A 12,896-nucleotide genomic window follows, 5' to 3' on the forward strand; every position below is an offset into this window, starting at 1 on the left:
GCGTTTTTGCGTTGTCTGCAAATTTGCAGGTCGGTTGTGACTTTAGTCCCATGGCGGCGCGGGTGTAGCGGTCCATACTCAAGTTTCGCCCTTCAATAACAACAAGTACCGGGTTTCTTTCGATATGAGCTACCAGCACAGCTACGCCCATTCCATTTCCGACCCTGCCGCTTTCTGGGCGGAACAGGCCGCGCACCTGGCCTGGCACCGCAAGCCTGCCCTCACGCTGCAAGACAATGCCGACGGTACCCACCGCTGGTTTGCCGATGGCCGCCTGAACAGCTGCTACCTGGCCCTCGATCATCAGATCGAGCAGGGCCGTGGCGAGCAGCTGGCGCTGATCTACGACTCGCCGGTGACCGGCGTGCAGCAGGCCTACACCTACCACCAATTGCGCGACGAGGTGGCGCGCCTGGCCGGGTTGTTGCGCCAGCTGGGGGTGAACAAGGGCGATGGCGTGATCATCTACATGCCCATGGTGCCGCAGGCGGCCATGGCCATGCTGGCCTGCGCGCGGATTGGCGCAGTGCACTCGGTGGTGTTCGGTGGCTTTGCCGCCAACGAGCTGGCCTTGCGCATCGACGATGCCCAGCCGGCGCTGCTGCTGACGGCCTCCTGCGGGCTGGAGTTCGACCGGGTAATCGAATACAAGCCGCTGGTCGATCGCGCCCTGCAACTGGCCCGTCACCAGCCGCGCAACGTGCTGGTGCTGCAGCGCCCGCAGGCGCGTGCCCAGCTGCAGCCGGGCCGCGACCTGGACTGGCAGGCGGCATTGGCCAAAGCCGAGCCGGTGGCACCGGTGGAGCTGGATGCCGGCGACCCGCTTTACATCATGTATACCTCTGGCACCACCGGCAAACCCAAGGGCATCGTGCGGGAAAACGGCGGCAATGCCGTGGCGCTGTGCTACGCCATGCGCCATATCTACGGCATGCAGGCCGGCGATGTGTGGTGGGGCATATCCGACGTGGGCTGGGTGGTCGGCCATTCGCTGATCGTCTATGGGCCGCTGATGAGCGGCTGCACCACGGTGTTCTACGAAGGCAAGCCGATCCGTACCCCGGACGCCTCGGCCTACTGGCGGGTGGTGGAGCAATACAAGGTCAATGCATTGTTCTGCGCGCCCACGGCCATGCGCGCCATCCGCAAGGAAGACCCCGAGGGGGAGCTGATCAGCAGGCACGACCTGAGCTCGCTGCGCCAGTTGTTCCTGGCTGGCGAGAAACTGGATTCCAGCACCCACGAATGGCTGGAGCGGGTCAGTGGCAAGCCGGTGCACGACCATTGGTGGCAGACCGAGACCGGCTGGCCGGTCACCGCGCCCTGCGTAGGGCTGGAAGGCAGCGCGGCGAAGCCGGGGTCCAGCAACCGGGCGGTGCCGGGCTATCACGTGCGCGTGCTGGATGACGAGGGCCACCTGCTGGGGCCCAACCACCAGGGCTCGATCGTCATCGCCCTGCCATTGCCGCCCGGGTGCAGCCAGACGCTGTGGGGCGACCATGAGCGTTACCTGCAGGCCTACCTGCGGACCTACCCGGGGTATTACCACACCGGCGATGGTGGCTACCTGGACGATGACGGCTTCGTCTACATCATGGGGCGCACCGATGACGTGATCAACGTGTCCGGGCACCGGCTGTCCACCGGCGAGATGGAGGACCTGGTGGCACGCCACCCGGCGGTGGCCGAGTGCGCGGTGATTGGCGTGCATGACGAGATCAAGGGGCAGGTGCCGTTGGCCCTGGTGGTGCTCAAGGACGGCGAGGGCATTGCCGAGGCGCAGTTGCTGGTGGACCTGGTGGGCAGTGTGCGTGAGGAAATTGGCGCGTTGGCGTGTTTCAACCGGGTGCGGTTGGTGAAGCGGCTGCCCAAGACCCGCTCCGGGAAGATTCTGCGGGCGGTGCTGCGCAAGATTGCCGACGGGCAGGACTATGTGCCGCCTTCGACCCTGGATGACCCGGCGGTGCTGGGGGAGATCGAAGCGGTGCTGGCGGATTTGCCCAGGGCGGGTTGATGTTTTGACTTTGCTGGCCTCTTCGCGGGTAAACCCGCTCCCACAGGTATTGCACCGCTCTCAAGGCCTGTGACATCCCTGTGGGAGCGGGTTTACCCGCGAAGAGGCCGGCCCAGGCAATGCAGTTCTAGGGCCCTACCTGATGCAGCTGCCCCAACCGGCTGCGCGTACGCATCAGGTCGGCAAGCGGCCCGCCCAGGCTTTCTTCCAGCGGCCGCTTGCCGATCACCAGCACCTGCCGGTCCTGGTCATACAGCACATCCACCAGGTTGACGAAACGTTGCTGCGCCGCCAGCGAACATTCAGACAGATCATCCAGCCCATCGATGATCCACTCATCGTACTGCCCGGCCAGCACCAGGTAGTCGATCACTGCCGTGGCCTTTTCGCACAGGTCGTCAAAGCCAAGCACCACCCGTCGGCCATCGACGGCCAGCGCGCGCAGCGGGCGCTTGTTCACTTCCAGCATCACCGGCTGCGGCTCGGGCACCTTCAGCGCCTGGCGCTGCGCTGCATTGCCCGGCCACATATAGTGGCCCCGGGTAAAGCGCTGATGCTCGCGGTTGGCCGGCAGGCTGCGGAAATCGGTATCGCCACCCACTTCCAGCACTTCCATCGCGCTGTTGATCAGGCGGATCACCGGCAGGAAACGCTCGTGGTACAGCGGGTTGGGCAGCAGCCCTTCGGGTGCATAGTTGGACGTCACCAGCAGGAACACGCCGCGGCTGAACAACGCATTGAACAGCCGGGTAAGCAGCATGGCATCGCCAATGTCGTGCACATGGAATTCGTCGAAGCACAGCACCTGGCAATCGCCCACCAGCTCGTCGAGGGTCGCGCCCAATGCATCGTCCAGCGCCCGGTGGCGGTGCATGCCCTGATGCAGGCGGGCGAAGAAGTCATGGAAGTGCAGGCGCAGCTTGGCCTGCACCGGCACGGCCTGGAAAAAGCCATCGAGCAGCCAGCTCTTGCCCCGGCCTACCGAACCGTACAGGTACAGGCTGCGCGGCTGGCCTTGTTCGAGCTGCGCCAGTTGTTCGGCCATGCAGTGGATCACCCGGCGTTGGCCGTCGCTGAGCTGGTAACCGCGGCTGTGCGCCTTGTCCTCGAACCAGCCGAGCAGTTCGCTCTGGTTGGCGGCGGCGCCGCGCAGGCGTTGGCCAAGCTGGCGTAGCGGGGTAGGGATCCAGGCAGGCAAAAGCAAAGCTCCTTGGGCGATGGCGGGGCAGCGTGCAGCTTGCCCGAGGGCGGCCATTTTGACCAATACAGAAAGTGCGCGGCAATTATCGCCTGACGAGATAGGTTTGCCATGGCAGGCGTACAGTAGAGGCTGGAGCCGATGCGAGGAGGGGCGAGCATGCACGCCGACTTTGATCTGCAGCGCTTCGTCGAGGCGCAGAACCCTGTGTATGACCAGGTGATGCAGGAGCTGCAGGCCGGGCGCAAGCGCAGCCACTGGATGTGGTACGTGTTCCCGCAGCTCGGTGGCCTGGGCCACAGCGCCATGGCCGAACGCTATGCGCTGGCCGGTATCGACGAGGCCCGTGCCTACCTGGCTCATCCGCTGCTTGGCCCACGCCTGGAGGCTTGTGTGACTGCGCTGCTGCAGCACAGCGACAAGAGCGCCCGTGAAATGCTCGGCAGCCCCGACCACCTCAAGCTGCGCTCGTGCCTGACCCTGTTCGCCCGGGCGGAGCCCGACAACCCGTTGTTCCAGCTGGCGCTGGTGCAATTTTACGGCGGTGATCAGGACGCCCTGACCCTGGCCATGTTGCAGGGTTAGTTCAGGCCTTGTGCTCCAGTTGGCGCTCGATCATGTACTTCACTGCCAGCCGACGTTCTTTCAGGCGGCGCAGGTCTTCATCCTCGAAGTTGCCCGCCGAGATCGACTCGGCGGCCAGCACCTGGTTGTCGATGTCCATGTACTCGTCCAGCAGCCGGTCCAGTGCCTTGTCCTGCTGACGGCGTTGCTGGACGATTTCGCGCGGGTAGTGCAAGTCCTGGTAAAGGTCGTGGGAGACAGGCATGGGGTCCTCCTTGGTCAATGCAGATGGCTCATCTGATTGGAAGGGAGGAAAGCGATTGTGTTGAAGCCAAGCGGGCGGAAAACGACGGATGGTCGCCGCGCCAACCCCGAAAATGACTAACTCGCTGTTTTTTGGTAATTTTTTTTCATCGGGGGGTTCACAGACCGAAAGTTTGTTGTTAAAGTGCCGCGCATTCCAAGACAACAACCCAGTTGTCACTCAGTTGGAATTGTCAGAGCAGCAAACGCTGCATCCGATACAGGGGCGTCGCCAAGCGGTAAGGCAGCAGGTTTTGATCCTGCCATGCGTTGGTTCGAATCCAGCCGCCCCTGCCATTTTCCTGCTTTAAACGTATCTCGGTCCGGTGCTTGGAAAGACAAGCGCTGGGCTTTGTCGTTTCCGCAGGTTTTGTCGCGGGCTGTTCGGTCACCTGGCAGTTCCAAGCATCTCGTTCAGCAAGCGGGCCAGTTCATCGGCCTGTACCGGCTTCTGGATCACCAGGCTGCCCGGCAACTCCAGCCCCTGCAATTCTGCATAACCGGTTAGCAGTACCACCGGCAGGTGCGGGTACCGCTCGCGTGCCGCCAGTGCCAGTTGCGCACCGTTGAACTCGGGCATGGCGAAATCGCTCAGTAGCAGGTCGATCTGCTCATCCAGCAAGGCCAAGGCCTGTTCGCCACTGTGCGCCTGGCGCACCTGGTAGCCGTACTGGCGCAACACATCACCGAGCATATCGCGTACAAGATGGTCGTCATCCACCAGCAGCACGGTGCGATTACGGCCGCTTTCGCTTATCGAGTGGCTGAACAGCGACGGCACCGGTTCGTTGACGGCTTCACCCTTGACTGCCGGCAGATACACGGCCACCTGCGTACCACGCCCAGGCGTGGTGTCGATGCGCACGCCACCCCCGGACTGTTTGGCGAAGCCGAATACCTGGGCCAGGCCCAGGCCAGAGCCCTTGCCGATATCCTTGGTGGTGAAGAACGGCTCGAACACCTTGGCCAGCACCTCTTCACTCATGCCACAGCCGGTATCGCGGATGCTCAGCATCACGTACTCGCCAGGGTCCGGGTCTTCCGGGCGCTGCGGGCGGGCGTCGATCCGGGTGTTGCGGGTCGACAGCGTCAGTTGGCCGCCGTCGGGCATGGCATCGCGGGCATTGATCGCCAGGTTGAGAATGATCATTTCGGTCTGGGTCGGGTCGGTCAGCGCCTGCCACAGGGTTGGTTCCAGGTCCAGGCGCACCGAGACATTGCCGCCCAGGGTGCGGCGCAGCAACTCTTCCAGGCCGGCCAGGGTGCGGTTGAGGTTCAGCGCCACCGGTTCCAGGCGCTGACGGCGGGAGAAAGCCAGCAACTGCGAGGTCAGCTTGGCGCCGCGCTCGCCGGCTTCGCGGATGTGCGTGAGCCGCGCACGGGCTTTTTCAACGTCGGCTTTGGCCAGGTCGCGCTCGAGGAAGCTGGCACCGGTGAGGATTACCGTCAGCAGGTTGTTGAAGTCGTGAGCCACACCGGCGGTCAGCTGGCCGACCGCTTCCAGCCGCTGCATCTGCTGCAGCGCGGCCTCGATACGTTCGCGCTCGGCGATCTGCTCGCGCAGGCGGGCGTTGGCTTCGGCCAGGCCCAGGGCGGCTTCGCGCTCGCTGGTGATGTCGCGCGCCACCACGTACAGCAGGGTGTCTTCCGGCACCACCACCCACGACAACCAGCGTTGCTGGCCACCGGCATCCAGGATACGCCCGACAAAGCGGGCGCTGGTGCGGCCATGGGCGAGGGCGGCCAGTTCGGTGAGCAGCAGCTCCTGGTCGGGCTCGGGCAGCAGGTGCAGCAAGGACGACTGGCTCAGGCGTTCGCGGGACAAGCCCAGGCTGGCTTCCCAGGCGGGGTTCAGCGCGACTGGGGTCAGGTCCTTGTTGAGCACGGCCAGCAAGTCCTGCGACAGCTCCCAGGCACGGTCGCGTTCGCGGGTGCGGCGCTCGACCCTTTCACCCAGCATCTCGTTGAGTTGGTGCAGTGCCTGGTTGGCCAGGCGCTGGGCGTGGATGTCTTGCAGCACCCCGGAAAAACGCACGCACTTTCCGTCGACGAACTGGCTCTGGCCGCTGCTGAGCAGCCAGCGCGGTTCCAGGCCAGCGGGTTGGGCGATGCGGAATTCGACCCGATACAGGCCGCCACTTTCCGGGCACATGGCGTGCTCCACCGCCTCGCGCACCTGCGGCAGGTCGTCGGGGTAGATGCCGGCGTAAAACACCTCGAGGCTCATTTCGGTATCGGCGGGCAGGCCGAACAGGGTCTTGCAGCGGTCATCCCACAACAACAGGCCTTCTTGCGGGCGCATGTCCCAGGTGCCCATGCCGGCAGCGTCGATGGCAATGCGTGCACGTGCCTCGACGTCGGCCAGGGCTTCTTCGGCGCGGCGTCGGCGCTGGCGCTCCTGCACTTCGGTCAGGGCCCGGCGTACGGCCTTGGGCAGCAGCGGCAGGTTCTTCTTGAGTACATAGTCGGTGGCGCCCAGGCGGATCATTTCCACCGCATGTTCTTCGCCATAGATGCCAGACAGGAAGATGAACGGAATGTCCGGTGCCAGGCGCTGGGCGATGGCCAGCACTTCGGTGCCGGACGAGCCCGGCAGCACGCAGTCGCACAGGATCAGGTCGTAGCGGGCCTCGCTCAGGGCTTGCTCGACACCGGCATGGTCGAACACCAGTTGCGCCTGCACCTGCAGCCCGCTGCGCTCCAGGCGCATCAGGGTCAGTTCGGCGTCCATCGAGTTGTCTTCGACCATCAGCAGTTTCAGCGGTGTTGGCTGCATCGTCGCGGGCACCTCAGATGCTGCCACGCCGGTTCAGGCGCAGCGAGCCGGGTGGCGGTTCGTTGAGTACCGCCCAGAACACCCCCAGGTCGGAAATGGCGGCGACGAATTCCTTGAACTCCACCGGCTTGACCACGTACGCGTTCACCCCCAGCTCGTAGGCGCGCAGCAGGTCGGGCTCCTCGCGCGAGGACGTCAGCATCACCGTCGGGATGCTGCGCAGCTCGGCGGTGGCGCGTACTTCCTTCAGCACCTCCAGGCCGTCGACCTTTGGCAGTTTCAGATCCAGCAGCAACACGGCGGGGTTGCCATCGTCACGTTCGGCATAGGCATTGCGCCGTAGCAGGTAGTCGAGTGCTTCGGCACCGTCACGCAGCACGATGACCTCGTTGGCCAACTGGCTGCGCTCCAGCGCCAGGAGCGTCAGCTCCAGGTCCCGTGGGTTGTCTTCGACCAGCAGGATGGGTTTGAGCATGATGGTAGCGGTGCCTCAGGTAGTCGCGGGGTGGCGCGGGAGGGTGAAGTGGAAGGTTGCACCTTGGCCAACCTTGCCATGGGCCCAGACCCGGCCGTCATGGCGTTCGATGATGCGACGCACGCTGGCCAGGCCGATCCCGGTGCCTTCGAAGTCTTCCATGCGGTGCAGGCGCTGGAACACGCCGAACAGTTTGTTGGCGTAGGCCATGTCGAAGCCCACGCCGTTGTCGCGAATGCAGATCTCGGTTTCGCCCGGGTGTTGCACGGCGCTGATGCCGATGCGCGCCGGGGTGCGCCCACGTGTGTATTTGATGGCGTTGGCCAGCAGGTTGTGCAAGGCCATGTTGATGAACGCCGGGTCACCGACCACCTTGGGCAACTGGGCAATGTCCCAGACAATTTCGCGGTTTTGGTAGTCGGGCGCCAGTTCGCTGCGAATGGCCTCGACCAGGGCGTTGAGGTCGACCTCGGACAGGCGCAGGGCAGAGCGGCCCATTTGCGAGAAGTTGAGCAGGTTGTCGACCAGGCTTCCGGCAAAATGCGCGGCTTCCTCGATGTGTTGCAGAAAGCGCCTGCCGCGCTCGCTGAGGCCCTGGCCCTCGATTTCCCCGAGCAGTTCGGAGTAGCCGGCAATATGGCGCAGGGGCGCGCGCAGGTCATGGGACACGCTGTAGGAAAACGCTTCGAGCTCCTTGTTCGAGCGGCGCAGCTCCCCAGCCAGCTGCGCCAGTTCCTCGGCCTTGCGCAGGACAATGCCGAGCACTGCCGTGCGCAGCTCCTGCACGCCTTCGATGACCAGTGGGTGCCAGGGTTCGCAGTAGCCGCGCAGTTTTTCCTGCCAGCTTTCGAAACTGTGCCGCGGGTCGAGGTTGCCCTGCGGCCCGACCTGTTTGTTCGGCTGCCCGGCCCAGTTCACCGTGCGCACCTGCTCGGGGCGGAACCACAGCAGGTAGTGCGAGTGGATCTGCGAAATGGCCACTGCCAGCACACCGCCTGCATGGGCCGCGAGCTCGGGCAGTTCATCGATGTCGCGGCGCAGGTTGTCGCTGTGGAACACGCTCTCTTCGCCACGCTGGGAGAGCCAGTGCACCAGGGCGTTTACCTGCGCGGCCGGAGGGGTCTTGCCGATCAGGTCGCAACGTTCGGCGGATATGACCGCGGCACCTTGGGCGCCGGCGAAGGCCAGCAGTACTTCCGGCAAGTCGCGCAGGCCGTCGCCGACACTGTCATGGTCGGCCATGGACGAGATCATGCGCACGATGTGCTGGCGCAGCTCCAGCAACTGGCGAGTGTTGGCGTGGGACTCGCGCGACTCGATCTGCAGCGACAGCACACTGGCCAGCAGCTCGCAGGCGGTACGGGTGCGCAGGTCCACCGGGCGCGGCTGTTCGTGATGACAGGACACCAGCCCCCAAAGTTGCCCGTCGACCACGATCGACAGCGACATCGATGCCAGGGTACCCATGTTGCGCATGTACTGCAGGTGCACTGGCGACACGCTGCGCAGCGCGGCAAAGCTCAGGTCCAGCGGCTTGCCGGTGCGCGGGTTGGCAGCTGGCAGCAACGGCGAGGCCTGGTAGTTGGCGTCCTCGATCACGCGGATGCGGTTGATTCGGTACAGCTCGCGCGCCTGGCGCGGTATGTCCGAAGCGGGGAAGCACAGGCCCAGGTAGCTCGGGTAGCCCGGGTCGGCCACCTCGGCCAGCACCTGGCCGTTGCCTTCGGCATCGAAGCGATAGGCCTTGACCCTGCCAAAGCCGGTGATGCGCTTGAGCTGCAGCACGGTTTGCTGCAGCAGTTCCTCGAGGCTGCCGGCCTGGTGCAGGCGGCCTACGAAGCTGCGCACCAGCGGGTAGTAGTCGCCTTGCCCGGCAAGGTCCGCCGGCAGGCGAGGGGGTTCGAATTCGGCGATCAGCACCTGGTCGTGACGATGCACCAGCAGGTGCAGGTTGCCGCGGTAAGGCGCGTCCTGGCGCAGGTGCACATCGCTGATGTGGAACGGAAAGACCTCGTCCTGCGGCAGGCGGGCCAGGTGCAGGCGCAGGTCGAAGGCACCGCTGACCAGTTCGGAGAAGTCGCGACCTATCAGTTCACTGGCCGGCATGCCCAGCCAGTGCTCGACATTTTCGCTGGCCTGGAGTACCCGCATGTCGGTTTCGTCCAGCACCAGCAGGAAACCGTGGGGCTGGATGCTGCCAGGCAGCTGGATCGGCTCCTGGGCGCAGCGCTCGAGGGCTTGGGTGAGCGTGCTGTCTGCAATCATCTATGAAAACGCTCCTGTCGTGTCCTTCCATGCATGCCGCATGAGTCTAGGCAGGATGAAAGGGATACACCCTAACAGAATATCGGTCCGGATAACGGCCTTTGGCCATTTGAGAAGAATGTCGGCGATGCGTTCTGTGTCGTGCGGCTTTTTTTTCAGGTGGTAACGCTTTTTGGCTAATACAAAAAAATGGCTCGATGCCAGCAGCGTGATGCCACCTCGCTGCTACGCTCAGGTCAGCAGACATCGACAAGGATAATTAGGTGACGGAGCGCTACTTGGCCGCCCTGTTGGGCCTTATGTTGAGCAGCAGCGCCATGGCGGCGGACTTCCTGGTGGAGGTGCGGGTGCTGGTGCAGCGCGGCTGCATGCTGGTCAACCAGCCCCGCGATGCCGGGGCACAGGCGCTGGGGCGCATAGACCTGGGCGCTGCTGCACGGCTGGATGGCCCTGGCGCGCCGCTCACCGGCGCGCTGTTGAGCCAGCGCCCGCCACGCCTGGAATGCAATCCCCACACCCCCTATCAGGTCCGCGTTGACGGTGGTCAGCATGGCGGCGTCGGCGATTTGCGCTTCCTTGCCAGTGACGATGCCACGGCCCGGCCCATCCCGTATCGCCTTTACCGCGACGCTGCCTGGCGCGAACCGCTGGCGGTGAACGTGGCGCATTCGGCGCGGGTGCCGAACAGCGGTTCGGTCGAGCTGCCGTTGTTTGCTCGGATCGACAAGCTGGCCTGGGTACCGCCTGCAGGCTTGTACGCCGACCTGCTCAAAGTCACCGTCAGCTGGTAGGGATGCCACCATGCACAAGGACGCGACGCCATGAACCGTACCTCGATCCTGCTGCTTTCCCTGGGCCCGTTGCTGGTGCCCGGTGGTGCCGCGCATGGTACCAGCACCGGTTTCATCCAGGCGCGGCTGGTGATCAGCACCGCTTGCCAGATCAGCAGCAACGAGACGCAGCCGGCAACGGTGGGTAACCCCGGCCTGATGGACTTCGGCGAGCGCGGACCGAACTGGGACCAGCCGCTGCGCAGCCGGGTTGATGATGTGAGCGGCGAAGGCAGCCTGCAGATCAGTTGCACGCCTGAGGTGCGGGCGTTCAACGTGCGCATCAACGGCGGCCTGAATGACAGCGACGGCATACGGCGCCTGAGCAACGGCCGCGAGCTGATCCCCTATCAACTGGCGATCGACCCAGGCGGTAACAGCCGCTACGGCATCGGCCAGGCGCGTGCCTTCACCATCAGCAGTACCCGGCAGATACCGATCCCCATCTACGGTGTGATAGTGGCGCAACCGCGCGCGCTGCCGGCCGGGCTGTACCGTGACACCCTGAGGGTGACCCTGGACTGGTAACGACACAAGGAGACTTCGATGCGAACGAACCTTTCACGCTGCATCCTGGCCGGCCTGGGGCTGATGCTGGCTTCCCAGGCCCAGGCTGCCACTACCGGGACCATCGAGTCGACGCTGACCTTGACCGCAGCGTGCCAGGTCAACGGGAGCTCAGCCTCCTCGGGGGCCGACTTCGGTACCTTGGACTTCGGCACTCACAATGCCTTGTTCACCACTGCCAACGCCCAGGTAATCGGCGGTGGCGGTGGGGCGATCAGCATTCTCTGTTCGGCCGGCACGGTACCCGTGATCCGCGTGGGTGCAGGTTCCCACGATGGCCAGTCGACCGGGGGCAGCCGTGCGCTGGCGGATGGCGCAGGCAACTTCGTGCCGTACGACTTCTACACCGATGCCGGGCGCACGCAGGTGTTGGCCATCAACGGCACCATCACCTTGCCGATCAGCAGCGGTACGGCTCAGACCGTCAACCTGTATGGCCAGGCGCGCGGCAAGGCAGGCCTGCCGGCGGGGGCATACACCGACACAGTGTCCGTCGAGCTGTCGTTCTGAACCATGCGCAGCTGGCTGGCGGGCGGCCTGAGCGGCCTCGGCGTGCTGCTGGCCGCGCCTCTGGATGCGGCGACCACCAGCAGCTTCCAGGTGACGGCGCAGATCGTCGCCGGGTGCCTGGTGGTGGGCGGTGTGAGCAGCTTCGGGACGCTCGACTACGGTTCGCAATCGGCACTGGCCACCGGAGTCATTGGCACCTCGTTGGGCGGCAGCACGGTGACCTTCCAGTGCACCCCGGGGGTGGCCTTGAGCATGAGCGTGGATGGCGGGCAGAACAGTGTCAGTGGCACACGCAACCTCAAGCGCACGGGCGGCACGCAGGTGCTGGCCTACCAGTTGTACCGGGACGCGGCATACAGCCAGAGCCTGGGGATCGGCCAGAGCGTGGCTGTGAGCTACACCGACCCGACGGCGATCAAGCTGCCGGTGTACGGGCGGGTCCAGCTGACCGGCACGCTGCCGGCGGGGACCTACACCGATGTGGTGCAAGTGACGGTGACCTGGTGAATGCATCGGCACCAACGACCAGTATCCAAGGAGAGCTTCATGGGGGCAGGCGCGAAGTGGGCGCGTGGATTGATCGGAGCATTGTGGCTGGCGAGCCTGCCGGCCGGGGCCGCCACCTCGGTGCTGATCTGGCCGATCGACCCGGTGCTGGAGGCTGACCAGAAGGCTGGCGCACTGTGGCTGGAAAACCGCGGCACGGCACCGGCGAACCTGCAGGTGCGGGTGTTCGCCTGGCGCCAGGGTGACTACCAGGAACAGTACCAGGCACAGCGCGAGATCATTGGTAGCCCGCCGGTGGCCAATATCGCCCCCGGGCAGAAGCAACTGATCCGCCTGACCCGCACCGGCCCCTCGCCAGTCGGCCAGGAGCAGGCCTACCGCATCATCATCGACGAAATTCCGCCCGCCATTCCCGTCGACAAGGCCGAGCCCGGCACCACCGCGGCGATCCGCCTGCAGATGCGCTACTCGGTACCCCTGTTCGTCTACGGCGAAGGCCTGTGGGGCAAGGCCGATCCTGCGGGCAAGCGCAATGCCGAGGGCGTCGGCAAGCCGCAACTCAGCTGGCGTGCGGTGACCGTGCAGGGCAAGCCGTACGTGGAACTGCGCAACACCGGCCCGGTGCACGCCCGCCTGACCGATGTGGTGGTGCAGCAAGGCAGCCAGAGCAAGCCACTGGCCGAGGGCCTGCTGGGCTATGTGCTGCCGGGGGCCAGCATGCGCTGGCCGGCACCGTTGGCACCGAGTGCCGGCAGTGTGCTGAAGGGGAGGGTAAACGGCCAGAGCAGCGCGGACGCCATCCGCCAAAGCCAATGAGCCTGCGCCTGAATGCCGCGCAGGGGCCAGGGAGGACCCGGCAATGGTTGGAAACCGTGTGTGAGGTGGCT

General features: G+C 65.0%; 12 protein-coding genes and 1 tRNA gene. 8 read left to right on the forward strand and 5 right to left on the reverse strand.

Annotation, left to right across the window (positions count from 1 at the left end):
* Nucleotides 1–124 precede the first annotated feature (124 nt).
* Nucleotides 125–2,014, forward strand: coding sequence for a propionyl-CoA synthetase (locus C163_RS08930; RefSeq protein WP_025338454.1), 1,890 nt, complete (start codon nucleotides 125–127; stop codon nucleotides 2,012–2,014).
* A 127-nt stretch (nucleotides 2,015–2,141) separates the two neighbouring features.
* Here C163_RS08930 and zapE read toward each other — a convergent pair whose 3' ends face one another.
* A complete protein-coding gene (gene zapE, locus C163_RS08935; RefSeq protein WP_025338455.1) occupies nucleotides 2,142–3,212 on the reverse strand; it encodes a cell division protein ZapE in 1,071 nt (356 codons plus the stop codon).
* A gap of 159 nt (nucleotides 3,213–3,371) precedes the next feature.
* On the opposite strand from zapE, the gene C163_RS08940 reads away from it, so the two are divergent.
* Nucleotides 3,372–3,797, forward strand: coding sequence for a DUF1810 domain-containing protein (locus C163_RS08940; protein WP_025338456.1), 426 nt, complete (start codon nucleotides 3,372–3,374; stop codon nucleotides 3,795–3,797).
* 1 nt (nucleotide 3,798) lies between these two features.
* Here C163_RS08940 and C163_RS08945 read toward each other — a convergent pair whose 3' ends face one another.
* Nucleotides 3,799–4,041 carry a DUF465 domain-containing protein gene (locus C163_RS08945; RefSeq protein WP_025338457.1) on the reverse strand — a complete coding sequence of 81 codons (243 nt, stop codon included), beginning with the start codon at nucleotides 4,039–4,041 and terminating at the stop codon, nucleotides 3,799–3,801.
* Nucleotides 4,042–4,301: 260 nt separating this feature from the next.
* Here C163_RS08945 and C163_RS08950 point away from each other — a divergent pair.
* Nucleotides 4,302–4,376: transfer RNA gene (locus C163_RS08950), tRNA-Gln, on the forward strand.
* Nucleotides 4,377–4,467: 91 nt separating this feature from the next.
* On the opposite strand, the gene C163_RS08955 is transcribed toward C163_RS08950, so the two are convergent.
* Genes C163_RS08955 through C163_RS08965 form a run of 3 tightly spaced genes read right to left on the reverse strand, consistent with a single transcriptional unit; the run spans nucleotide 4,468 to nucleotide 9,595 of the window.
* Complete coding sequence (locus C163_RS08955; RefSeq protein WP_025338458.1) at nucleotides 4,468–6,855, reverse strand: response regulator; 2,388 nt, start codon at nucleotides 6,853–6,855, stop codon at nucleotides 4,468–4,470.
* A gap of 13 nt (nucleotides 6,856–6,868) precedes the next feature.
* Nucleotides 6,869–7,330, reverse strand: a complete 462-nt coding sequence (locus C163_RS08960) for a response regulator (protein WP_015269730.1) — start codon at nucleotides 7,328–7,330, stop codon at nucleotides 6,869–6,871.
* 15 nt (nucleotides 7,331–7,345) lie between these two features.
* Entirely contained in the window at nucleotides 7,346–9,595 is a 2,250-nt protein-coding gene (locus tag C163_RS08965; RefSeq protein WP_025338459.1) for an ATP-binding protein, read from the reverse strand.
* 263 nt (nucleotides 9,596–9,858) lie between these two features.
* Between C163_RS08965 and C163_RS08970 the strand changes: the two genes are divergently transcribed.
* Genes C163_RS08970 through C163_RS08990 form a run of 5 tightly spaced genes read left to right on the forward strand, consistent with a single transcriptional unit; the run spans nucleotide 9,859 to nucleotide 12,825 of the window.
* On the forward strand, nucleotides 9,859–10,386 hold the full coding sequence (locus C163_RS08970) for a spore coat U domain-containing protein (protein ID WP_025338460.1): 528 nt from the start codon (nucleotides 9,859–9,861) through the stop codon (nucleotides 10,384–10,386).
* Nucleotides 10,387–10,416: 30 nt separating this feature from the next.
* A complete protein-coding gene (locus tag C163_RS08975; protein WP_025338461.1) occupies nucleotides 10,417–10,953 on the forward strand; it encodes a spore coat U domain-containing protein in 537 nt (178 codons plus the stop codon).
* Between the two features lie 18 nt (nucleotides 10,954–10,971).
* Complete coding sequence (locus C163_RS08980; RefSeq protein WP_025338462.1) at nucleotides 10,972–11,502, forward strand: spore coat U domain-containing protein; 531 nt, start codon at nucleotides 10,972–10,974, stop codon at nucleotides 11,500–11,502.
* A 3-nt stretch (nucleotides 11,503–11,505) separates the two neighbouring features.
* Nucleotides 11,506–12,009 carry a spore coat U domain-containing protein gene (locus tag C163_RS08985; protein WP_025338463.1) on the forward strand — a complete coding sequence of 168 codons (504 nt, stop codon included), beginning with the start codon at nucleotides 11,506–11,508 and terminating at the stop codon, nucleotides 12,007–12,009.
* Between the two features lie 39 nt (nucleotides 12,010–12,048).
* Nucleotides 12,049–12,825, forward strand: a complete 777-nt coding sequence (locus C163_RS08990; RefSeq protein ID WP_025338464.1) for a molecular chaperone — start codon at nucleotides 12,049–12,051, stop codon at nucleotides 12,823–12,825.
* Nucleotides 12,826–12,896 lie beyond the last annotated feature (71 nt).

This window comes from Pseudomonas sp. FGI182 (genome assembly GCF_000511325.1).
In the GTDB taxonomy this organism is placed as follows: Bacteria; Pseudomonadota; Gammaproteobacteria; order Pseudomonadales; family Pseudomonadaceae; genus Aquipseudomonas; species Aquipseudomonas putida_Z.